At 63.6% G+C, this 21,747-nt stretch carries 19 protein-coding genes; 9 read left to right on the forward strand and 10 right to left on the reverse strand.

The features are described from left to right. Window positions 1-19: 19 nt before the first annotated feature. Complete coding sequence (gene puuE, locus NKJ72_RS26350) at window positions 20-1,453, reverse strand: allantoinase PuuE (RefSeq protein ID WP_352480062.1); 1,434 nt, start codon at window positions 1,451-1,453, stop codon at window positions 20-22. A 173-nt stretch (window positions 1,454-1,626) separates the two neighbouring features. Here puuE and uraH point away from each other — a divergent pair, with 173 nt between their 5' ends. The 4 genes from uraH to xdhC all read left to right on the forward strand — a co-directional run bounded on the left by uraH (window position 1,627) and on the right by xdhC (window position 6,878). Continuing rightward, the gene (uraH, locus tag NKJ72_RS26355; protein WP_352480063.1) at window positions 1,627-2,001 is read left to right on the forward strand and encodes a hydroxyisourate hydrolase; all 375 of its coding nucleotides are present in this window, start codon (window positions 1,627-1,629) and stop codon (window positions 1,999-2,001) included. Window position 2,002: 1 nt separating this feature from the next. Beyond that, a complete protein-coding gene (xdhA, locus tag NKJ72_RS26360; RefSeq protein ID WP_352480064.1) occupies window positions 2,003-3,484 on the forward strand; it encodes a xanthine dehydrogenase small subunit in 1,482 nt (493 codons plus the stop codon). Next, complete coding sequence (xdhB, locus tag NKJ72_RS26365) at window positions 3,484-5,835, forward strand: xanthine dehydrogenase molybdopterin binding subunit (RefSeq protein WP_352480103.1); 2,352 nt, start codon at window positions 3,484-3,486, stop codon at window positions 5,833-5,835. The genes xdhA and xdhB overlap by 1 nt, the downstream gene beginning before the upstream one ends. A gap of 62 nt (window positions 5,836-5,897) precedes the next feature. Continuing rightward, a complete protein-coding gene (xdhC, locus tag NKJ72_RS26370) occupies window positions 5,898-6,878 on the forward strand; it encodes a xanthine dehydrogenase accessory protein XdhC (protein WP_352480104.1) in 981 nt (326 codons plus the stop codon). An 8-nt stretch (window positions 6,879-6,886) separates the two neighbouring features. Here the strand turns inward: xdhC and dps are convergent, their stop codons facing one another. From dps to NKJ72_RS26390, 4 genes are all read right to left on the reverse strand, one after another. Then, complete coding sequence (gene dps / locus NKJ72_RS26375; RefSeq protein ID WP_352480065.1) at window positions 6,887-7,375, reverse strand: DNA starvation/stationary phase protection protein Dps; 489 nt, start codon at window positions 7,373-7,375, stop codon at window positions 6,887-6,889. Window positions 7,376-7,522: 147 nt separating this feature from the next. After that, window positions 7,523-8,776 (reverse strand): LLM class flavin-dependent oxidoreductase, encoded by a 1,254-nt coding sequence (locus tag NKJ72_RS26380; protein ID WP_352480066.1) that lies wholly within the window; start codon window positions 8,774-8,776, stop codon window positions 7,523-7,525. After that, entirely contained in the window at window positions 8,773-9,786 is a 1,014-nt protein-coding gene (locus NKJ72_RS26385; RefSeq protein WP_352480067.1) for an LLM class flavin-dependent oxidoreductase, read from the reverse strand. The genes NKJ72_RS26380 and NKJ72_RS26385 overlap by 4 nt, the downstream gene beginning before the upstream one ends. Before the next feature lie 75 nt (window positions 9,787-9,861). Then, on the reverse strand, window positions 9,862-10,782 hold the full coding sequence (locus tag NKJ72_RS26390) for a LysR family transcriptional regulator (RefSeq protein ID WP_352480068.1): 921 nt from the start codon (window positions 10,780-10,782) through the stop codon (window positions 9,862-9,864). A 139-nt stretch (window positions 10,783-10,921) separates the two neighbouring features. On the opposite strand from NKJ72_RS26390, the gene NKJ72_RS26395 reads away from it, so the two are divergent. From NKJ72_RS26395 to NKJ72_RS26410, 4 genes are all read left to right on the forward strand, one after another. Next, window positions 10,922-12,139: a urate hydroxylase PuuD gene (locus NKJ72_RS26395; protein ID WP_352480069.1), complete on the forward strand. Its 1,218-nt coding sequence runs from the start codon at window positions 10,922-10,924 to the stop codon at window positions 12,137-12,139. Window position 12,140: 1 nt separating this feature from the next. Further along, window positions 12,141-13,454 carry a guanine deaminase gene (gene guaD, locus NKJ72_RS26400; RefSeq protein ID WP_352480070.1) on the forward strand — a complete coding sequence of 438 codons (1,314 nt, stop codon included), beginning with the start codon at window positions 12,141-12,143 and terminating at the stop codon, window positions 13,452-13,454. A 74-nt stretch (window positions 13,455-13,528) separates the two neighbouring features. Beyond that, window positions 13,529-14,032, forward strand: a complete 504-nt coding sequence (locus NKJ72_RS26405) for a heme-degrading domain-containing protein (protein ID WP_352480071.1) — start codon at window positions 13,529-13,531, stop codon at window positions 14,030-14,032. Next, window positions 14,029-15,294, forward strand: coding sequence for a glycerate kinase type-2 family protein (locus tag NKJ72_RS26410; protein WP_352480072.1), 1,266 nt, complete (start codon window positions 14,029-14,031; stop codon window positions 15,292-15,294). The genes NKJ72_RS26405 and NKJ72_RS26410 overlap by 4 nt, the downstream gene beginning before the upstream one ends. Window position 15,295: 1 nt before the next feature. Here NKJ72_RS26410 and NKJ72_RS26415 read toward each other — a convergent pair whose 3' ends face one another. From NKJ72_RS26415 to NKJ72_RS26425, 3 genes are all read right to left on the reverse strand, one after another. Continuing rightward, complete coding sequence (locus tag NKJ72_RS26415; RefSeq protein WP_352480073.1) at window positions 15,296-16,033, reverse strand: UdgX family uracil-DNA binding protein; 738 nt, start codon at window positions 16,031-16,033, stop codon at window positions 15,296-15,298. A 72-nt stretch (window positions 16,034-16,105) separates the two neighbouring features. Then, window positions 16,106-17,527, reverse strand: coding sequence for a glutamine synthetase family protein (locus tag NKJ72_RS26420; protein WP_352480074.1), 1,422 nt, complete (start codon window positions 17,525-17,527; stop codon window positions 16,106-16,108). 14 nt (window positions 17,528-17,541) lie between these two features. Beyond that, window positions 17,542-18,924 carry an aspartate aminotransferase family protein gene (locus NKJ72_RS26425; protein WP_352480075.1) on the reverse strand — a complete coding sequence of 461 codons (1,383 nt, stop codon included), beginning with the start codon at window positions 18,922-18,924 and terminating at the stop codon, window positions 17,542-17,544. Window positions 18,925-19,082: 158 nt separating this feature from the next. Here NKJ72_RS26425 and NKJ72_RS26430 point away from each other — a divergent pair, with 158 nt between their 5' ends. Next, window positions 19,083-19,538 carry a hypothetical protein gene (locus NKJ72_RS26430; protein WP_302893581.1) on the forward strand — a complete coding sequence of 152 codons (456 nt, stop codon included), beginning with the start codon at window positions 19,083-19,085 and terminating at the stop codon, window positions 19,536-19,538. 8 nt (window positions 19,539-19,546) lie between these two features. On the opposite strand, the gene NKJ72_RS26435 is transcribed toward NKJ72_RS26430, so the two are convergent. Together NKJ72_RS26435 and NKJ72_RS26440 are read right to left on the reverse strand one after the other, a co-directional pair. Further along, entirely contained in the window at window positions 19,547-20,521 is a 975-nt protein-coding gene (locus tag NKJ72_RS26435) for a WD40 repeat domain-containing protein (RefSeq protein ID WP_352480076.1), read from the reverse strand. 152 nt (window positions 20,522-20,673) lie between these two features. Further along, window positions 20,674-21,747, reverse strand: a complete 1,074-nt coding sequence (locus tag NKJ72_RS26440) for a CobW family GTP-binding protein (protein ID WP_352480077.1) — start codon at window positions 21,745-21,747, stop codon at window positions 20,674-20,676.

A 21,747-nucleotide genomic window follows, 5' to 3' on the forward strand; every position in this document is an offset into this window, starting at 1 on the left:
TATCGCGGCAGCCAAAGCCCTATTGCGGAAGCATGTCCTTGAGACGGAGCAGCGCGATGCGCTCGACCTGTCTGCAGGCGGTTTCGAATTCGACGTCGTGGCTGTTGCCGATACGCGCTTCGAACTCGGCCAGGATCTCCGCCTTGGTCCTGCCTTTCACCGCGATGATGAAGGGGAAACCGAAGCTGGTGACGTAGGCGGCATTGAGTTTTGCGAACAGCTCGCGCTCCTTCTCGGTCAGCGCGTCGAGCCCTGCCGAAGCTTGCTCCTTGGCCGATTCGTCCGTCAACCTTCTAGCCTGCGCCAGTTTTCCGGCAAGATCGGGGTGGGCATTGAGCACGGAAAGCCGCTCGGCCTCGCTTGCTGCGCGAAACACGCGGCAGAGCGCATTGTGCAGGCCGCCGGCACTGTCATGGGCCGGGCCGAGCTCCAGCCCATAAGCGCGCTCGGCAACCCACGGCGAATGCTCGAACACGCCGCCGAATGTGTGGACAAAGGCCTCGAATTCCATTTTCGACGGGCGCAGCGCCGGCAACCGGAACGGATGCGTCTCCTGCCAATGTTTTGCAATGTCGATGCGCCGTGCCAGCCAGACCTTGTCGTGTGATTTGACGTAGTCGATGAAGCGCTTCAGTGCCGCGACCCGGCCCGGCCGTCCAACCAGACGGCAGTGCAGGCCGATATTCATCATGCGCGGCCGGCCTGCCTTGCCCTCGGCATAAAGCGTATCGAAACTATCCCTGAGATAGGCAAAGAACTGGTCGCCCGAATTGAAGCCCTGCGGCGTGGCAAAGCGCATGTCGTTGGCGTCGAGCGTGTAGGGGATGACCAACTGCGGCTTCGCCGACCCGTCCGGTGTCACATGCTCGAACCAGTAGGGCAGTTCGTCGTCATATGTGTCCGACACATAGTCGAAGCCGCCCTCTTCCGCCGCCAGCCGCACCGTGTTGATCGAGGTGCGGCCGGTGTACCAGCCGGTCGGCCGCGCCCCTGTGACCTCATAATGCAGCCGGATCGCCGCCTCCATGTCGCGGCGCTCGTCTTCCGGGGTATGGTCGCGGTAGTCGATCCATTTCAGCCCGTGCGAAGCGATCTCCCAGCCGGCCTCCTGCATCGCCGCAACCTGGTCGGGCGAACGCGCCAGGGCCGTGGCCACGCCATAGCAGGTGATCGGCACCTGTGCCTCGCTGAACAGGCGCAGCAATCGCCAGAAGCCGGCTCGGGCGCCGTATTCGTAGATCGATTCCATGTTCCAGTGGCGCTGGCCGGGCCAGGGCGCGGCGCCGACGATCTCCGACAGGAAAGCCTCCGAAGCCTTGTCGCCGTGCAGGACGCAATTCTCGCCGCCCTCTTCATAATTGACGACGAACTGCACCGCGACATGCGCCCCGCCGGGCCATTTCGGATCCGGCGGATTGGCTCCGTAGCCGCGCATGTCTCGTTCGTAACGCATTCTCGCTCCTGCCGGAAATTGTCATCAGGATAGTCGAAAGGAGTGCCTGCGCATTCCCCCGAAATTTTTGAAAGTGTTTTTGTCGCGCTCCGCTCGACCGGGACTTATGCATCGCCTTTAATTGGCGCACAATTCATGAATAGTGTTCGACCGTTCAGGGAATGGAGCAGCCAGTGGCGGAAACGTCGAAAGCCGAAGGCGGGCGCCTGACGACCCATGTCCTCGACACAGCGGCCGGCAAACCGGCGGCCGGTCTGTCGATCGAGCTCTATCATCTTGACGGGCAGGCCCGGACGCATCTGAAAACCGTTGTCACCAATGATGACGGCCGCTGCGATGCTCCTCTGCTTGCCGGCGCGGAATTCCGCACCGGCGAATACGAGCTGGTCTTTGCGGCCGGCGATTATCTGCGCGGGCAAGGGACAAAACTGCCGGAACCGGCCTTCCTCGACCACGTGCCGATCCGCTTCGGTATGGCCGAGCCGATGCACTATCATGTGCCGCTGCTTCTGTCGCCGTACGGCTATTCGACCTACCGGGGAAGCTGAGATGGCCGAGATCAAGACACGCAACGAAATCCGCTTCATCCTCAATGGCGAGGACGTCGCGCTCGGCGCGGTTGCACCCGACCAGACCCTGCTCGACTGGCTGCGGCTCGACCGCTCGCTGCGCGGCACCAAGGAAGGCTGCGCCGAGGGCGACTGCGGCGCCTGCACGGTGCTGGTCGGCAGGCTCTCGGCCGGCAGACTGGTCTATGAAAGCGTCAATGCCTGCATCCGCTTCCTTGGCTCGCTAGACGGCACGCATGTCGTGACCGTCGAGCATCTGCGCGGCGGCGCAGGAAAGCTGCACCCCGTGCAGCAGGCGATGGTCGATTTCCACGGCTCGCAATGCGGCTTCTGCACGCCGGGATTCGTCATGTCGCTTTATGCGCTGTGGATGCGGTCGCCGGAGCCGTCGGACGCGGCAATAGAAAAGGCGCTGCAAGGCAATCTCTGCCGCTGCACCGGCTACGAGGCGATCATGCGCGCCGCGCGTGCCATCTCAAGCTACGGCAAGGCGGCGAAGGATCCGCTGGCGGCGGAGCGCAAGGCAGTTACGGCCAAGCTCGAAGCGATGAAGGACGGTTCGCGCATCGAGATCGGCTCCGGCAACAAGCGGCTGATCGTGCCGGCCAATGCCGACGATCTGGCCAGCGTGCTGGTCAAGGAGCCGGGCGCCACCATCGTCGCGGGTTCGACCGATGTCGGCCTTTGGGTGACCAAGCACATGCGCGATATTGCGCCGGTGATTTTCATCGGCAATCTCGATGGTCTGTGCGGGATTTCCGAGGACAAGGGCGTCATCTCGATCGGCGCCGGTGTCACCTATAGCGAGGCCTTCTCGACACTGGCGAAACGCATCCCGGCGCTGGGCCCGCTGTTCGATCGCATCGGCGGCGATCAGGTGCGCAACATGGGCACCATCGGCGGCAATATCGCCAACGGTTCGCCGATCGGCGACACGCCGCCGCCGCTGATCGCACTCGGTGCCCGCCTGACGCTGCGCCGCGGCGACAAGCGGCGGACGATCCCGCTGGAGGATTTCTTCATCGCTTATGGCCGACAGGACCGGCAGCCCGGCGAATTCGTCGAGGCCGTGCATGTCCCGGTGCCGGCCGGCGAGACGAAATTTGCCGCCTACAAGATCACCAAGCGCCGCGACGAAGACATCACAGCAGCGCTGGGCGCGTTTTTCCTGAAGCTCGCCGAGGATGGCACGGTGGCGGATGTGCGCATCGCCTATGGCGGCATGGCGGCAACGCCGAAGCGCGCCTTTGGCGTCGAAAAGGCATTGCTGGGCAGGCCCTGGACGGAAGCGACGGTCGAGGCGGCGATGGCCGCGTACGCCGGCGATTTCACCCCGCTGACCGACATGCGGGCAAGCGCCGAATACCGGGCGCTGGCGGCACGCAACCTGCTGCTGCGCTTCTTTGCCGAAACCACCGGCACCCGGGCGCCGATCCAGGTATCACGGCACGAGGCGGCATGATGAACAAGCACGCCACGCCAAACCTGAAGGCGCAAAAAATCGCCGGCGGCGTCGCCACTGACCAGCGCCATGATTCCGCGCACAAGCATGTCAGTGGCACGGCCGTTTACATCGACGACATGCCGGAACCGGCCGGCACGCTGCACGGCTGCCTTGGGCTTTCGACGGCGACGCATGCCACCATCACCAGCATGGATCTTTCGGCGGTACGCGCCGCACCCGGCGTCGTCGATGTGCTGACGGCGAGCGACGTGCCAGGCGAGAACGACATTTCGCCGACCGGCCGTCACGACGAGCCGGTGCTGGCCGACGGCAAGGTGCAATTTTTCGGTCAGCCGATCTTCTGTGTCATCGCTGAAACCCGCGAGCAGGCGCGCCGCGCGACAAGGCTGGCCAAGGTCGAATACGAGGAATTGCCGTTCGTCGCCGATATCGGCGAGCTCAATCCCGGGAAAGACAAGCTGGTCACGCCGCCGCTGACGCTGAAGCGCGGTGACGCAGCGGCTGCGATCAATGCGGCGCCGCGCCGGCTGAAGGGAAAAATGCGCATTGGCGGCCAGGAGCATTTCTATCTCGAAGGCCATATCGCCGTGGCCATCCCTGGCGAGGACCACGACGTCACCATCTATTCCTCGACCCAGCACCCGAGCGAAATCCAGCACATGGTCAGCCATGCGCTCGGTGTTCCGAGCCACGCCGTGACGGTGGAAATCCGCCGGATGGGCGGCGCTTTCGGCGGTAAGGAAACGCAAGGCAATCAGTTTGCGGCATTGGCCGCTATCGCCGCGAAGAAACATCATCGGGCCGTGAAAATCCGGCCCGACCGCGACGACGACATGATAGCCACCGGCAAACGCCACGATTTCCTCGTCGACTACGAGGTCGGCTTCGACGACGAGGGCAATATTCTGGGCGTAGATTTCATGTTCGCGGCGCGCTGCGGCTTCTCGGCCGACCTCTCCGGCCCGGTCACCGACCGCGCGCTGTTCCATTGCGACAACACCTATTTCTGGCCGGCGGTGCACGCGCAATCGGCGCCGCTTTACACCAATACGGTATCGAACACCGCCTTTCGCGGCTTCGGCGGCCCGCAAGGCATGGTCGGCGCCGAGCGCGTCATCGACGAAGTCGCGTTTGCCGTCGGCAAGGACCCGCTCGAAATCCGCAAGAAGAACTTCTACGGCACCTCAGACCGCAACATCACGCCCTACCACCAGACGGTCGAGGACAACATCATCCACCGCATAGTCGCCGAGCTGGAGGCGAGTTCCAATTATGCGAGGCGCCGCCGCACCATCGATGCTTTCAATGCCAACAGCCGCTTCATCAAGCGCGGACTGGCGCTGACGCCGGTCAAGTTCGGCATCTCGTTCACCGCCACCCATTACAACCAGGCCGGCGCGCTGGTGCATGTCTATACCGACGGTTCGGTGCATCTGAACCACGGCGGGACCGAGATGGGGCAGGGCCTCTATGTCAAGGTGGCGCAGGTTGTGGCGGAAGAGTTCCAGATCGACCTCGATCAGGTCAAGATCACCGCGACGACGACCGGCAAGGTGCCGAATACCTCGGCCACCGCCGCGTCTTCCGGCTCCGATCTCAACGGCATGGCGGCGCAGAATGCCGCCCGCCAGATCAAGGACCGGTTGACCAATTTTGCCGTCGAGAGATACCAGGTGCCGCGCGACCAGGTGCTGTTCCTGCCCAACCGCGTGCGCATCGGCAACCAGGAGATCGCCTTCGCCGATCTCGTCAGGCAGGCCTATATGGCGCGCATCCAGCTTTCGGCGGCGGGTTTCTACAAGACGCCGAAAATCCATTGGGACCGCGACAAGGGCGAGGGCCGGCCCTTCTACTATTTCGCCTATGGCGCCGCGTGCTCGGAAGTCTCTGTCGACACGCTGACCGGCGAATATATCGTCGAGCGTACCGACATCCTGCACGAAACCGGCCGCTCGCTGAACCGCGCCATCGACCTCGGCCAGATCGAGGGCGGCTTCATCCAGGGCATGGGCTGGCTGACAACGGAGGAACTGTGGTGGGACGACAAGGGGCGGCTGCGCACCCATGCGCCATCGACCTACAAGATCCCGCTAGCGTCGGACCGGCCGAAGATTTTTAATGTGATTTTGGCCGACTGGGCGCAAGCAGGCGAGCCGACGGTGTACCGCTCTAAGGCGGTCGGCGAGCCGCCCTTTCCGCTCGCAATGTCGGTGCTGCATGCGCTGTCGGACGCAGTGGCGAGCGTTGCCGGCCACAAGATCTGCCCACGCCTCGACCCGCCGGCCACGCCGGAGCGTGTGCTGATGGCGATCGAACGGCTGAACCGGGAAGCCAAGACCGGCACTTGAATCCCGGAAACGTGCAATTCAGGCCGAAAAACTCTATATTTCCCGATAGGGAACACGAAATGATGAACGCGAAAGTGCAGAGCCTGAAAGCCTTTCTTGCCGGCGCCGGCCGGGTCGCCTTCGTTGAGGTGGCCGGGACAAAAGGTTCGACGCCGCGCGAGACGGGTGCCTTCATGCTCGTCTCAGGATCGGCCACTTTCGGCACGATCGGCGGCGGCCAGCTCGAATACATGGCGATCGACAAAGCGCGGCAGATGCTTTTCTCCCCCCTTGAGGAGGAGATGGCCGCGGAGCGGCCAGAGGGGGTCGTCTCAGAAGGCACCGCCGGTGCGTCGAGCACTGCCGCAGCGACCCCACCCGGCGGCTTCGCCGCCACCCTCCCCTCAAGGGGGAGGGATACCCTCGACATCGCGCTCGGCCCGGAGATCGGGCAGTGCTGCGGCGGCAGGGTCGAGCTGCTGATCCAGCTGGTCGACCCCGCACTTGAAGCCAAGCTGGTTGCGGCGGCGGAAGCCGAGGAAGCGCAGCTACCGCATGTCTACATCCTCGGCGGCGGCCATGTCGGCCAAGCGCTGGCCTCGGCGATGGCCTTGCTGCCGGTGCATATCGTCGTTGTCGAGACGCGAGCCGAGGCGCTCAAAGGCATGCCGGAAGCAGTCGAAACCAAGCTGACGCCGATGCCTGAGGCGATGGTGCGCGAAGCCCCGGCTGGATCGGCCTTCGTCGTCCTCACCCATGACCATGCGCTGGACTTCCTGATCGTTGCCGAGGCTCTGAAACGCCGGGATGCCGCCTATGTCGGCATGATCGGCTCCAGAACCAAGAAGGCGACGTTCCGGAACTGGTTCCTGAAATCGGCGGACGGAAGCGAGGCGGAATTTGCCCGCCTCGTCTCGCCGATCGGCGGCGATGCCGTTAAGGACAAGCGCCCGCAGGTGATCGCCGCACTCGCCGTAGCCGAGATTATGACGGCGTTGGCCGGCCATGCGGCGGCACCGTCCGCTCAGTCCAAAACCCCTCGCCGCAAGGCGATGGCCGGCTGACGTTTTGGCTATTCCTTCTCCTGCGTGTGCGCCTCAAGGAACCACAGCAATTTGTCGAGCGAGCGTGAATAGGCGGTGAAGATGTCGGCAGTGTCGGCATCGCCCGCGCCAGCCGCCTCGTCGATCGCCGCGCGTGCCCGCTTGGCGGTTGCGGCATAGCGGTCGATCAGCGCCGCCAGATGATCCCGGGTCTTGTGGATGTCGGTCGGATAGGCCTCGAGCATAGTCGCCTTCGACACCTGTTGCGATGTGCCGAGCGCCGTCCCGCCGAGTTGTACGGCGCGCTCGGCGATGGTGTCGACATGGCCGTCGATCTCCTCGCGGAACGTGTCGAGCATCTCGTGGATGGCGATGAATTGCGGTCCCTTGACGTTCCAGTGCGCCTGCTTGGTGATCAAGGCCAGATCGATGGCGTCGGCGAGGCGGGCATTGAGAAGATCGATACACTCTTTCTTGGCATTGGATTGCAGGTCGTTGCGGGTGGCGATGGCATCCATGATCGGCTCCTGTGGCGGTTGCGTCCGCTTGGTTTAAAAAAGGGCGAAGTTTGTGGAAGGTCAATCGAACATGCGCGCAGACGCCCTCATCGCCGCGCGGCACAGCATGCCAAAACGGCGATCTCCGACTTTCGTTCCGCTCGTCGTTTACGCCGGCCTTTTCAAGCCCAGATGGTCGCGCAGCGTGCTGCCTTCATAATCCATACGGAACAGCCCGCGCCGCTGCAGCTCCGGCACGACTAGTGTGGCAAAGGCATCGAGTTGGCCGGGAAAATAGGATGGCATGACGTTGAAACCGTCTGCCGCGCCCCCTTCGAAGCGTGCCTCGAGCTCGTCGGCGATCTGGGCGGGCGTTCCGACGACGCGCCAATGGCCGCGCGCGCCGGCGAAATGACGGGCAAGCTGGCGAATGGACAGCTTGTCGCGGCGTGATTGCTCGATGACGAGCGCCTGCCGGCTCTGCATGCCTTCGCTGGCCGGCAGCTCGGGCAGCGGTCCGTCGATGGGATAGCGCGCGAGATCGGATATGCTGAGATAGCTGGAAAGCAGCGCGACACCGACATCGTCCGGTATCAGCTCCTGCAGTTCATCATGTTTTGCCCGGGCTTCCGCTTCGCTTGCCGCGACGACCGGCGCGACGCCGGGCATGATCTTGACGTCCTCCGGCTCGCGCCCATGGGCCGCCAGCCGTCCCTTGAGGTCGTCGTAGAAGGCCTTTGCCTCCTCGAATGTTTGCGCCGCAGTGAACACCACATCGGCGGTCCGGGCGGCGAGATCGCGGCCCTCATCCGACGCTCCCGCCTGGACCATAACCGGTGCACCTTGTGGCGAGCGCGACAGATCGAGCGGGTCACGCACCGAAAAACTTCTGCCTTCGTGTCCATCCTGGCCTTGCCAAAGGCCAGCAACCACGGCAGCGAATTCGCGCGCGCGTTCGTAGCGGTCCGCATGTGGGCGCAGTCCGGTCGAGCCGAAATTGGCGGCCTCGATCTGGCTGGCCGAAGTGACAAGGTTCCAGCCGGCTCGGCCGCCGCTCAGATGGTCGAGCGACAGGAAGGTTCGCGCCAGCCCGTAAGGCTCGTTATAGCTCGTCGACGCCGTTGAGACGAGGCCGATGCGCTCCGTCTGCACCGCGAGCGCCGCAAGCAGGCTGATCGGCTCGAAGCCGATCGAGCGCGACGTTTGGCTGGCGATGTTGACATTGGCCTCGCGCACGCCGGCGGCGTCCTCGCAGAAGATCATGTCGAACTTTGCCGCTTCCGCCGTCCGCGCCAGCTGGATGTAATGATCGATGTCGATACCGGCCGTGACATGCGCCTGCGGATGGCGCCAGGCGGCGATGTGGTGGCCTGTCGCCCACAGGAAGGCGCCGAGCTTCATCTGGCCCCGACCGGCGCTCATTGCCGATCCTCCCCTGCAAGCCCGAGATGGGCGCGCAGTGTCGCCGCGCTGTAGCCGGACCGGACAAGGCCGCGGCGGCGAAGCTCCGGCAGCACGAGACCGACGAAATCGTCGAGCGCCGATGTGAACGGCATGGCGATGTTGAAACCGTCGCAGGCTTTCGAGCGAAAGCACTCTTCGAGCCTGTCCGCAAACAGGTCCGGCGCGGCGGTTATTTCGGCGCTGCCGGTAACGTTCATCAGCACTTTCAGCGCCTCCGGCCTGCGCCCGGAGGCAAGCGCACGGCGCTTCAGATCGCCAGCCTTCGCCGGCTCGATCGATGGCGCATCCAGCAGGACGACATCGGCGGTGCGGGCGGCAACATCCATGGCCGGCTCGGACAGGCCGGACATGACCAGCACCGGCGCGTCCTGCGGCGACCGCGCTACGTTGAGCGGCCCGCGCACGGAAAAATATTCCCCCTTGTGGTCGAGAAGGTGCATCTTCTCGGGATCGAAGAAGCGGCCGGCAACTTTGTCGAACAGCAGCGCGTCCGCGTCCCAGCCTTTCCACAAACCTTGCACGATGCCGATGAATTCCTCTGCGCGCAGGCGGAAATCGTCGCCGGAAAAGCCTTCCGGCCGGCTGAAATTGGCCGCCTCGCGCGGTTCGGGCGTCATGCTCGCGTTCCAGCCGGCGCGACCATGGCTGATAATATCGAGCGAGGCGAAACGACGCGCGAGATTGTAGGGCTGATGGGCGACCGTCGACGCTGCCGCGACGAGGCCGATCCTGCTTGTCACCGTAGCCAGCGCTGCCAGCAAGGTCGTCGCTTCGAAGCGCATTTGCCGGTTCGGCCCACTTGCAACCGGCGCGGAATCGCCGAGCAACACCATGTCCAGGCCGGCCGCTTCGGCTTCTTGCACGAACCGCGCCAGCAGACTGAAGTCCGGGCCGGCGCCGGGCGGATGGGAAGGAGCGGCTTCCGGAGACAGTGAAACGGCGAGACACATTGTGGCGCCGTCGGCCATCGCTTTTCCCTGTTGAGCGAGATTCCTTGGGAATTATCTCGTCGGCTGGACGGAAAGAAACCGGCCAGCCGGCGATCATTTGCCGGCCAGAATATCCCGGATCAGCCGCTGGCAGCGCTCGGCCATGAAATCGAGCAGCAGCCGCACCTTCGGATCCTGCAGCTTTTTGTGTGGGTAGACGGCGGCAAACTGCACCGGCGTCGGCGGCGTATTGCTCAGGATCACCTTCAGCCGCTGGTCGCGGATAAACGGCTCGACCTCGAAGCGCGGCTTGTTGATGATGCCGCGGCCGGACAGCGCCCAGCCGGTCAGCACGTCGCCATCATCGGTATCGTAAGGGCCGTGCACCTCGAACTTTTGCGGGCCGTTCGGCGTCTGCAGCGTCCAGACATATTCACGCGCGCCGGAATAGCGCAGCATCAGGCAATCGTGTTTCTTGCCGATCAACTCCTGCGGCTCGCTCGGCTCGCCGCGCACTTCCAGATATTGCGGGGCCGCCACCAGCACGCGCTCGCATTCCATAATGCCGCGCATCCTCAGGCTGGAATCCTCGATGATGCCCAGCCGGAAGGCAACGTCGATGCCTTCCTTCATGATATCGACATTGTGATCGGAAAGCCGGAGTCGTACCTCGATATCGGGGTACCTGTCGTGGAAATCCGGGATGCCGGATGCTACCAGCCGCCGCCCGAGGCCGAGCGGCGCTGTCACCTTTATGGTGCCGCGCGGCTGGCCGGATAATGCGCTGACCGCCGCTTCCGCCTCGGTGACCGCCTCCAGCACCTGCTTGGCGCCGGAGTAGAACACCGTGCCGTGCTCGGTCGGCATCAACTGCCGCGTCGTACGGTTGAACAGCCTGACGCCCAGGTGCTTCTCGAGCTCCTTGATCCGGTTGGAAGCGACCGCCGGCGAAATGCGCATGTCGCGCCCAGCCGCCGACAAATTGCCGAGCTCGACGACACGGACGAAAACGGCGATGTTATCGAGATAGGCCATGCGGCTTTCGTGGCTCTCATGTGGCTGCGTATGATCAGCCTAGTATTTTCCAATTTTTTTTGAAAGTCATCGTGCGTCTCGGCCCTTTCCGTTTGCGCTCCAACCCGTAAAGTCAGCCGATCGGCAGGGACGATTTTTCATGATGGATTTCGCGATATTCTGGGATTGGCTGAGTTTCGCCGTGCGCTGGCTGCACGTCGTCACCGGCATCGCCTGGATTGGATCGTCCTTTTATTTCGTCGCGCTCGACCTCGGGCTGCGCCAGCGTCCGGGCATGCCTGCCGGAGCCTTCGGCGAGGAATGGCAGGTGCATGGCGGCGGCTTCTACCACGTGCAGAAATATCTGGTGGCGCCGGCCGAAATGCCCGAGCACCTGACCTGGTTCAAATGGGAATCCTACGCCACCTGGCTGTCGGGCTTCGCCATGCTGTGCGTCGTCTACTATGCCGGGGCGGACCTGTTCCTGATCGATCCGAATGTGCTTGCCATGTCGGTGCCTGCAGGCATCTTGCTGTCGCTGGCGACGATCGGCGTCGGCTGGGTGGTCTACGATCTCTTGTGCCGTTCGCCGCTTGGCAACAGCGACACCGGCCTGATGCTGGTGCTCTACGGCGTGCTGGTGTTCATCGCCTGGGGCCTGACCCACCTGTTCACCGGCCGCGCCGCTTTCCTGCATCTTGGCGCCATCACCGCGACGATCATGTCGGCCAACGTTTTCATGGTCATCATCCCCAACCAGAAGATCGTAGTCGCCGACCTGATCGCCGGCCGTAAGCCCGATCCGAAATACGGCAAGATCGCCAAACAGCGCTCGCTGCACAACAACTACCTTACGCTGCCGGTTTTGTTCCTGATGCTGTCGAACCATTATCCGCTGGCGTTCGGCACAGAGTTCAACTGGGTCATTGCCTCGCTGGTGTTCATCATCGGCGTGCTGATCCGGCACTATTTCAACACCAGGCATGCGCGCAAAGGCAATCCGACCTGGACCTGGCTGGCCGCCGCCGTCCTGTTCGTCGTCATCATCTGGCTGTCGACGGCACCGAAGCTGCTGACCGGCGAGGTCAAAACGTCCTCGGCGGCACAGGTCTACGTCGCCTCGGCGCATTTTCCCGCCGTGCGTGATACGGTGCTTGGCCGCTGTTCGATGTGCCATGCGGCGGAGCCGTCCTACGAGGGCATTTACCACGCGCCCAAGGGCGTGATGCTCGATACCGATGCCGGCATCGCCGAGCACGCCGGCGAGATCTACCTGCAGGCCGGACGCAGCCACGCCATGCCGCCCGCCAACGTCACCCAGATCACCGACAAGGAACGGGCACTGCTGGTAGCCTGGTTCGAAGGCGCGGGGAAATAGCATGACCAGCACGCTCCTGCGCGGCCGCACGCTGTCGTTTTTGCGCTGGCCAGAAACTGTCGACGACCATTCCGCCTGGCGCTACGAGCAAGATGGCGGCTTGCTGATGCGCGACGGAAGGATCGTTGCCGCTGGCGCCTATGCCGAAGTCGAGAGAAAGGCGGGCGAGGGAACAAAAAAGATCGACCATAGGCCACATCTGCTGCTGCCCGGGTTCATCGATGCGCACGCGCATTTTCCGCAGATGCAGGTCATCGCTTCCTTCGGCGCCGAGCTGCTCGACTGGCTGAACACCTACACCTTTCCGGAAGAGACCAAATTCCAGAACGCCCAGCATGGCCGCCGTATCGCCAGGCTGTTCCTGGATGAAGTGTTGCGCCACGGCACGACGACTGTCGCAGCCTATTGCTCGGTGCACAAGGAATCTGCCGAAGCGTTCTTTGCCGAGTCGCATGACCGCAACATGCTCAATATCGCTGGCAAGGTGATGATGGACCGCAACGCGCCGGAAGGCGTGCTCGACACGCCGCAATCGGGTTATGACGACAGCAAGGCGTTGATCGAGGAGTGGCACGGCAAGGGGCGCCAGCACTATGCCATCACCCCGCGCTTCGCCATCACCTCGTCGCCCGAGCAATTGGAGATGGCGGGCGCGCTCTGCCGCGAATATCCTGATCTGCACATGCAGACGCATTTGTCGGAAAACCATGCCGAGATCGCCTTCACGCAGCAGCTTCATCCGCAGGCGCGCGACTATACCGATGTCTATGAGCATTACGGGCTGCTCCGCCGAAGAAGCCTGTTCGGCCATTGCATCCATCTCTCGGAACGCGAGGCGGACGCACTTTCCGATAGCGGCTCGGTGGCGGTGTTCTGCCCGACCTCCAACCTGTTTCTCGGCTCGGGCCTTTTCGATTATCAGCGCTATCGCCGCCGCGAGAAGCCGCTTCGCATCGCCGCCGCCACCGATGTCGGCGGTGGCACCAACTATTCGATGCTGCGCACCATGGACGAGGGCTACAAGGTGATCGCGCTGAACGGCGAGAAGCTCAATCCGTTCCAGTCGTTCTGGCAATTGACCCGCGGCAATGCCGAGGCGCTGTCGCTTGCGGAAAAGATCGGCACTCTGGAGGAAGGCAGCGACGCAGATATCGTCGTGCTCGACGCCCGCGCCACGCCGGCGATGCGGCTGCGGGTCGAGACGGCGGACACGCTCGCCGAGGAATTGTTTCTGCTGCAGACGCTCGGCGACGACCGCGCCGTGCGCGAGGTCTATGTCGCCGGCCGCGCGGCCAAGACCGACATGGCGGTTTAGCTGTCGCATGCGACCGGCTTGACCGTGCGGCAGCCATCCGGCAAAGCGTGCGGCGAAGTTGACAGGGGAACGACATGGCCGTTGCGGACGACATCGCTCTGATCAAGAAACAGGAAGCCACGCTTGTCTTTTCGGCCTTCGATGAAGCCGTCGCTTTCGAGATCGGCTCGGCGATCCGCGACCGGGCTCTCAAGGAAAACCTGCCGATCATCGTCGATATCAGAACCTTCGACCGGCCGCTGTTCTATGCGGCAATGCCCGGCTCGAATGCTTCCAATCCGGATTGGGCGCGGCGCAAGATCAACGTGGTGCGACGGTTCTTGAAAAGCACCTACCGCATGGTGCTGGAGCAGCAGCGCCCCGACCGCAGCTTCAAGCCTGGCGAGGGACTGGATATTGCCGACTATGTGCTGGCCGGCGGCGGCTTTCCCATCACTGTCAAGGGCGCCGGCGTCATCGGCGTGATCGCCGTCTCGGGCCTGCCGGAGGGTGAGGACCACGGCGTGGTGGTCGATGCGCTGTGTGAGCATCTCCGCATCGACGCGCGCGAGCTGGCATTGCCGGCGGAAGCAAAATGACAGAGGTAGACCCCAAGCCCTTCCTCACCGCCATCTTCAACGCCGCCGTTGCCGCCGCCGATCCCCAGAGGACGATCAAAGATCATTTGCCGGCAAGGCCGAAGGGCCGCACGATCGTCATCGGTGCAGGAAAAGGCTCGGCGCAGATGGCGGCGGCTTTCGAGAAAGTGTGGGACCGGCCGATCGAAGGTTTGGTCGTCACCCGCTACGGCTATGGCGCGGCCTGCCGGCGCATCGAGATCATCGAGGCGGCGCATCCGGTGCCGGATGCCGCGGGGCTCGCAGCTTCCCGGCGGCTGCTCGAAAAAGTCCAGGGACTGACTGCGGACGACCTCGTCGTGGCGCTCATTTCGGGCGGCGGCTCGGCGCTGCTGCCGTCACCTGCCGAAGGTCTGACGCTGGCCGACGAGATCGCCGTCAGCGAGGCGCTGCTCGCCTCCGGCGCGCCGATCGCCGCGATGAACACCATCCGCAAACATCTTTCCACAATCAAGGGCGGCAGGCTGGCGGCCGCCGCATATCCAGCCAAGGTGGTCTCGCTGGTTGTTTCTGACATTCCGGGCGACGATCCGGCTCTGGTCGCTTCTGGTCCGACCGTACCGGATATAGGCAGTCGTAAGGACGCATTGGCGTCGATCGCTGCCTATGGCATGAACCTGCCGGCTTCGGTCATGGCGCATATCAATTCGCCGGCGGCCGATGCGCCACGACCGGACGACCCGCGTTTTATCCGCAACGAGGTGCATCTGATCGCTTCCGCCGGCGTCTCGCTGGAAGCCGCAGCGGCCGAAGCAAAGCGCCAAGGCATTCAGGCGGTCATTCTCTCCGATTCCATCGAGGGCGAAGCGCGTGAGGTCGGCGGCGTCCACGCCGCGATCGCGCGCGAAGTGGCGACGCGCAACCGGCCGTTTGCAAAACCGGTTCTGATCCTGTCCGGCGGCGAGACGACGGTGACCTTGCGCGCAAAAGGCAAAGGCGGTCGCAACTCGGAATTCCTGCTCGCCTTCGCCATTGGCATCAGCGGCATGGCGGGCGTGCACGCACTGGCCGCCGACACCGACGGCATAGACGGTTCGGAAGACAATGCCGGCGCCTTCGCCGACGGCTCGACGGTGTCGCGGATGCGTAAGGCGGGCGTCGATGCCAAGGCCCTGCTTGCCGGCAACAACGCCTGGACGGCATTCAATGCCGTAGACGACCTTTTCGTATCCGGTCCGACCGGCACAAACGTCAACGATTTCCGGGCGATATTGATCAAATAGCTCAGGCGGCCATCAGCTTTTTCACCGCTCTCATATCCTGCAGGAACCGGTCGCGTTCTGCCTGCTTATCCGCCGGCTCGCGAATGCGCAGGATGAAGGACGGGTGGATGGTGACGAAGACACGCAAGCCATCGTCGCGCTCCACCACCGCCCCGCGCATCTTCATGATCGGCACCACCTTGCCGAGCAGCGCCTGCGCCGCCGTTGCGCCGAGCGCAACCGCCAGATTGGGCTTGATCAGATCGATCTCCTTGTCGAGCCACCAGCGGCAAGCCTGCACCTCGCCGGCATTGGGCTTCGAGTGGATGCGCCGCTTGCCGCGCGGCTCGAACTTGAAATGCTTGACTGCGTTGGTGACGTAGACTTTCAGCCGATCGACGCCCGCATCGTCCAGGATCGCGTCGAACACCTTGCCGGCCGGGCCGACGAAAGGCTTGCCCGCCAGATCCTCCTGGTCGCCCGGCTGTTCGCCGACGAAGATCACCTTGGCTTTATCAGGGCCTTCACCGAACACCGTCTGCGTGGCGTCGTGCCATAGCGGACAGCGGCGGCAGATCTTGGCCGTTTCGCGCAGTTCAGGAATCGTTCTGGCGTCGATTTCTGTCGTTTCCAGAGACTTGCTTGCAGGCAAGCTTCTTGCCTGCACCTTGGCATGGTGCGGCGTCGGGGTTGTCTGCATCCTGGCGATCATGACTAAGGCGGCCTTGTTCGCTCCTGCAATCAGACACGCAATGAGCAAAGCCCGCCGAAGGTTCCGCTGAAATTATTCCGCATGGGCCCTTCGACGGCGGATGGCCGACGATGTAATGCCCTACACCTCATGTAGATAGAGGTGATAATCCAGTTCGCTGACCGTGCGCGCTACGCGCAGATATTCCGATTGCTTGATCGCCACGAACGTCCGGTGCAGGTCTTCGCCCAATGCGCCCTTGAGGAAGCTCGACGCCCTTGCCGCCTCGATCGCGGCACGCCAGTCGACCGGCATCGTCGTGCGCGTGACGGCCGATTCGTAGCCATTGCCTGTGGTTTCGGGACCGGGATCGAGGCCTTCGTCAAGGCCTTTGACGATGCCTGCCAGCACCGTTGCTGCCACCAGGTAAGGATTCGCGTCGACGCCCGACGGCCGGTGCTCGATGCGCCGATTTTTTGCGTCGCCGGCCGGCACACGCAGTGCCACCGAACGGTTGTTGACACCCCAAGTCGGCGCCACCGGCGCATAGGATTGCGAGACGAAGCGCCGCCACGAGTTGGCATGCGGCGCAAAGACCAGCATCGATTCCGCCATCGTCTGGATCAGTCCGCCGAGGCCGCGCAGCAGCGGCAGCGACCAGCTTTCACCGCCGGTTTCGGCAAAGACATTCTTGCCGGCATCGTCCAGCAGCGAGACATGAAAATGCATGCCCGAGCCGGCATATTTCTCGATCGGCTTGGCCATGAAGCAAGCGGTGACACCATGACGGCGCGCCTGCGCCCGCACCAGACGCTTGAGCATGACGAGATCGTCAGCCGCCCGCATCACGTCCTTGCGGTAGTTGAGCGTCAATTCGTACTGACCGGGCGCATATTCCGAGATGACCGTCTCGGCGGGGATGCCTTGCACCTTGGCTGCAGCATAGATGTCGGAAAACAGTGGCTCCATGCCGTGCAGATGGTCGACGGAATAGACCTCCGTCTTGGCCGAGCGGCGTCCGTCGAGCACCGCGTGCGCCGGCTGCACCTTGCCTTCGGCATCGCGCTCGTTGGCGAGCAGGAAGAATTCGAGTTCGAAGGCGCCGGCCGGATGCAGGCCCTTGGCCGCAAGGATATCCACCTGGCGGGCGAGCGCCAGCCGCGGGTCGGACGACATCGGCTGACCGTCGAGATGGTACATCGCCATCAGCACCTGGCCGCGCGGCGGCTGCGTGCCGAACAGCGGCACCAGCGTGCCAGGGATCGGCCATGCCCGGAGATCGCCGTCGCCAGTCGTCCAGATCAGCCCGGTCTCGTGCACGTCCTCGCCGGTGATATCGAGGCCGAGGATCGAGATCGGCATGTGCCGGCCGTTCTCGAAGATGCTCATCAGTTCGTGCCGGCGCACGATCTTGCCGCGCCCGACACCGTTGGCGTCGGTCAGCACGATATCGAAGGCTTCGATCTCGGGATGGGCCTCGAGAAAGGCTCGCGCCTCTGCGGGCGTGGAACCCGAAGGTGACGTCACTATGGAACTCAAATCTGGCTTGCGTGCTTCTCTCATGTCGCAAGCTTGTCTCACGCCGTGAGCCTGGCCGCAACCGCCGCGAAGGCGCTGATCAGCCGGTTCACCTGGGCCGCACTCGTGGCCGGGGAGATCAGCATCATGTTGTGGAAGGGCGCGATCAACACGCCGCGATTGACCAGCGCGACATGGATCGCCGCTTCGAGTTCGGGCGCATGGGCTGCTTCCGCTTGGCCGCCATTCCTCAGCGGGCCGGGCGCGCAGATGAACTCGACGCGGGCGCCGACACGTGAGACATGCCAGGGCAGCCGGTAGCGGTCGATGACGGCGGTCAGTCCGGCGTCGAGCCGCCGCGCCAGATGATCCATATGGCCGTAGGCCTCGTCGGTCATCACCTCTTCCAATGCGGCGCGCATCGCCGCGAATTGCAGCGGATTGCCCGACAGTGTCGTCCCCATGCCTGAATAGCCCGGTTCCTTCACCCTGTTATAGGCGGCATAGCGGGTCGCGACGTCCTCGCTCATCCCCCACACACTGGCCGGCACGCCGCCGGCGATCGGCTTGCCGAGCACGAACAGATCAGGCTCCAGCCCGAATTTTCTCGTATAGCCGCCGGGACCGGTCGAGATGGTATGCGTCTCGTCGATTAGCAGCAGCGTGCCGGTCGCACGAGTAAGACGCCGCAAGCCATCATGAAAGCCGGCTTCGGGCAGCACCATGCAGGAGTTGGTCAGCACCGGCTCGGTGATGACGCAGGCGACATCGTTGCCCCGGAGTGCCGCGTCGAGCGCCGGCAGATCGTTGAACTCGACGACATCAGTTGCCCGTGTCAGGTCGCGGAACTCGCCGGCCAATCCCGGCCGGTTGACCGGTCTGCCGTCGATCAGCCGCACCATAGTCTCGTCGACCGAGCCGTGATAGCAGCCGTTGAAGACCAGAATCTTCTCGCGGCTGGTGACGGCGCGGGCAACGCGTAACGCAAAGCGGTTGGCGTCGGTCGCCGTCGTTGCGATCTGCCAGAAAGGCAGGCCGAACCGCTGTTTCAGCAGCGGCCCGATGGCCAGTGCGTCTTCGCTGGGCAGCATATAAGTCAGGCCGCGTCCGGCCTGCCGGCGGATGGCGCGGGCGACCGGCGGCGGCGAATGGCCGAACATCGAGCCGGTGTCGCCAAGACAGAAATCGTCCAGTCGGTTGCCGTCGATGTCGGTGATCGTGGCGCCCCTGGCGCTGTCGACCAGAATCGGGAAAGGCGTCGGCCAGTCGTTCATCCAGTGCATCGGCACGCCGCCGAAGAAGCCGGGCAAGCCATTGCCGATTATGGCCATCGATTTCGGCCGCGCCCGGCGGAAGACTTCTGCCTCGGTCTCGTACAACTCGGCGATCCGGGCCGGGCCGATGCCGCCGATGGAAGTCTTTGCATGGTCGATGACGTTCATGGCGGCCCCTCTCAGTCGCAGTTTAGACAATCGGCATCCGCCACCGCAATTGGCCGGGCGGCTGCCCTGTGTTGGGTCAGCGGTCATTTAAATGGAAACAGGCGCTTGACCGCGAGCCGCCTTCGGGCGCCAATGGTACTTCGGCCGGAGGGGACAAGATGGTGCGGGCGATCGTCTGCGCAGCAACGCTGCTGTCGTCGGTTGGTGCGGCTCTGGCGTCGGGCGGCATCTGGTGTTCCGCCGAGGATGCAGCCGTCAAATTTCAGGTCGGTGCCGGGGTCACCAGAGGCATGGGCGGGCCGACCTTCAATTTTAGCGGCGAGCTCGAAATTCTGGGCAGGCCGGCTGCCGACAGTCTGCGCAAGACGGTGTTCGGGGATCAGAACCTCACGCAATATTGGCTCGACAACAAGGAACTGCGGCTGCTTGTCTACCACGAACGGCAGGTCGAAAACGCCTATGGCTATGTCGAACTGGCGATCCTGACCAAGGCCAGCGACGAAGGCGTCTATGACGGCCGCTATTTGCTCTCAATCTATGATGTTACGGCTGATGCCGAAAAGGACGGCAAACCGGATGAATTGACCGGCAAAGTATCTTGCGGAGCCGAGTAAGTAACAGGCTACGCCGAAATATCGATGACGCCGCAGTCGCCGGCAGCACTGCCGAAGACGACGCGGCGCTCTTGCCTGTCCCACATCATCGAGGTGACGGCGCCCTTGCCCGGCCGGCGCAAAAGCACTTCCCTGGCGTCGGCGAAACGCACCGCCATCACCATGCCGTCATCATAGCCGACAGCAACGACGTCCTGGCTCGGGTGACAGGCGACGGAGGTGACCATCGCAATGCCGCGCGTGCCGAGTTCCAGCGGCGCCTTGCCCATCGGCCCGTCCTTGCCTGAAAACGGCCAGACGATCGCCGCCGGCGCGCCGGAACTCGCCAGCCATTTGCCCTTGGCGCTCCACGACAGGCTTTTGACCTTGCCGGGGTAGCCGGACATCCGCATGTGCTTGCCGTCGGCGAGCTTCCAGCCATGCAGCGCGTTTTCCTGCATGGTGGTGACGACGAAGCCGCCGTCCGGCGAGAAGGTGATGCCGGTGTGGGCACCGGCCCATTCGAGTTCGACCGGCTTGCCGTCGGCGGCCGGGAAATGCAGCGTCGCGCCATTGTAGCGGGCAACGCCGAAGCGCATGCCCTTGGGCGAGAAGGCCAGCCCCTCGACCGAGCGCGGATGCGAGAATTCCCTGGTTTTGCCGTCGGCAAAGCGCACATAGGCAATCTTGCCCGAAGCATAGGCAGCAGCGCCTTGCGGCCCGGCGGCGACGCTGGTGATCCATTTTTTGCCTGCGGTCGCCAATTCCGCGGTATTGCCGCCAGCGGTCACGGCAAAGATCCTGCCGTCCTCACCACCGGTGATCAGCCGGTCGTTCGCCGCATCATGGAAGGCGGCGAGCATCCCGTCATTGGCCTGCACCGTCTTGTGGCCGTGGTCGAGCCGATGGATTGTGCCGTCAGCAAGCGCAAAGTGCGGCACGTCGCCGAGGAACACGGCGGCGAGGCAGTGGCCTTCGAGATCGAGCGGGGCGACTGTGGGCATGAGAGATAATTCCGTCCGAGGTTTCTGCTGCCTCACCCTTAAGGGGTTGGGCTGCGCGTCTCAACCCGTGCTTCGGATCGTCGTGAGGAGAGAGCGCCAGCGTTGCGGCTGCCCCTCCTCCCACAAGGGGGAAAAGGAAGAAGGTAGCTAAATCAAGCGGCCTGGCAGGCCTCGAAGCTTGTCTTCAGCCGCTCGGCATCGAGTTCGCGTCCGATGAACACCAGCCGGCTCTCGTGTTTCTCGCCGTCCTTCCAGGCGCGCTGGTGGTCGCCCTCGATGATCATGTGCACGCCCTGGATGACATAGCGCTCGTCATCGCCTTTCAGCGCGATGATCCCTTTCAGCCGCAGGATGTTCGGGCCTTCCATCTGGGTGACCTTCTCGATCCACGGGAAGAACTTTTTCGGGTCCATCTCGCCACCGCGCAGCGACACCGACTGCACGGTCACGTCATGGATGTCGGAAGGGTGCGCATGATGATGGCCGTCATGATCGTGGTGATCATGGCCGTCGTGATCATGGTGGTGGTGGTCATGATCATGATCATGATCATGATGGTCGTGATCGTCATGCGCCTCGAGGAAGTGCGGATCGTTCTCCAGCGCTCGGGACAGGTCGAACGCACCGCGATCCAGCACCTCGGACAGCGCCACGCTGGCGCGCGTGGTGCGATGGATGCGTGCCGCCGGGTTGATGGCGCGGATCGTTGCCTCAACCTTGCTCAGCTCTTCGGGGGTGACGAGATCGGTCTTGTTGAGCACGACGACGTCGGCAAAGGCGATCTGGTCCTCGGCCTCGCGGGAATCCTTGAGGCGCAGCGGCAAGTGCTTGGCGTCGACCAGCGCCACCACCGCATCGAGCCTGGTCTTGGAACGCACGTCGTCGTCCATGAAGAAGGTTTGTGCTACCGGCACGGGATCGGCGAGGCCTGTGGTCTCGACGACGATGGCGTCGAAGCGGCCGGGCCGGCGCATCAGGCCTTCGACGACGCGGATCAGGTCGCCGCGCACGGTGCAGCAGACGCAGCCATTGTTCATCTCGTAGATTTCCTCGTCGGATTCCACGATCAGCTCGTTGTCGATGCCGATCTCGCCGAATTCATTGACGATGACCGCGTAGCGCTTGCCATGGTTTTCCGAAAGGATGCGGTTGAGCAGTGTCGTCTTGCCGGCGCCAAGATAGCCGGTGAGGACGGTTACGGGGATCTGCGTCTGTGCGTCGCTCAT

Origin of the sequence: Mesorhizobium sp. M0045 (assembly GCF_040323385.1) — a bacterium.
In the GTDB taxonomy this organism is placed as follows: Bacteria; Pseudomonadota; Alphaproteobacteria; order Rhizobiales; family Rhizobiaceae; genus Mesorhizobium.

Bases quoted from the DNA above. Each gene is read 5' to 3' on its own strand.
- puuE (WP_352480062.1), bottom strand. From the start codon at position 1,453: ATGCGTTACGAACGAGACATGCGCGGCTACGGAGCCAATCCGCCGGAT.
- xdhA (WP_352480064.1), top strand. From the start codon at position 2,003: ATGGCCGAGATCAAGACACGCAACGAAATCCGCTTCATCCTCAATGGC.
- xdhB (WP_352480103.1), top strand. From the start codon at position 3,484: ATGAACAAGCACGCCACGCCAAACCTGAAGGCGCAAAAAATCGCCGGC.
- xdhC (WP_352480104.1), top strand. From the start codon at position 5,898: ATGAACGCGAAAGTGCAGAGCCTGAAAGCCTTTCTTGCCGGCGCCGGC.
- dps (WP_352480065.1), bottom strand. From the start codon at position 7,375: ATGGATGCCATCGCCACCCGCAACGACCTGCAATCCAATGCCAAGAAA.
- NKJ72_RS26380 (WP_352480066.1), bottom strand. From the start codon at position 8,776: ATGAGCGCCGGTCGGGGCCAGATGAAGCTCGGCGCCTTCCTGTGGGCG.
- NKJ72_RS26385 (WP_352480067.1), bottom strand. From the start codon at position 9,786: ATGGCCGACGGCGCCACAATGTGTCTCGCCGTTTCACTGTCTCCGGAA.
- NKJ72_RS26390 (WP_352480068.1), bottom strand. From the start codon at position 10,782: ATGGCCTATCTCGATAACATCGCCGTTTTCGTCCGTGTCGTCGAGCTC.
- NKJ72_RS26395 (WP_352480069.1), top strand. From the start codon at position 10,922: ATGATGGATTTCGCGATATTCTGGGATTGGCTGAGTTTCGCCGTGCGC.
- guaD (WP_352480070.1), top strand. From the start codon at position 12,141: ATGACCAGCACGCTCCTGCGCGGCCGCACGCTGTCGTTTTTGCGCTGG.
- NKJ72_RS26405 (WP_352480071.1), top strand. From the start codon at position 13,529: ATGGCCGTTGCGGACGACATCGCTCTGATCAAGAAACAGGAAGCCACG.
- NKJ72_RS26410 (WP_352480072.1), top strand. From the start codon at position 14,029: ATGACAGAGGTAGACCCCAAGCCCTTCCTCACCGCCATCTTCAACGCC.
- NKJ72_RS26420 (WP_352480074.1), bottom strand. From the start codon at position 17,527: ATGAGAGAAGCACGCAAGCCAGATTTGAGTTCCATAGTGACGTCACCT.
- NKJ72_RS26425 (WP_352480075.1), bottom strand. From the start codon at position 18,924: ATGAACGTCATCGACCATGCAAAGACTTCCATCGGCGGCATCGGCCCG.
- NKJ72_RS26430 (WP_302893581.1), top strand. From the start codon at position 19,083: ATGGTGCGGGCGATCGTCTGCGCAGCAACGCTGCTGTCGTCGGTTGGT.
- NKJ72_RS26435 (WP_352480076.1), bottom strand. From the start codon at position 20,521: ATGCCCACAGTCGCCCCGCTCGATCTCGAAGGCCACTGCCTCGCCGCC.
- NKJ72_RS26440 (WP_352480077.1), bottom strand. From the start codon at position 21,747: ATGAGCGACGCACAGACGCAGATCCCCGTAACCGTCCTCACCGGCTAT.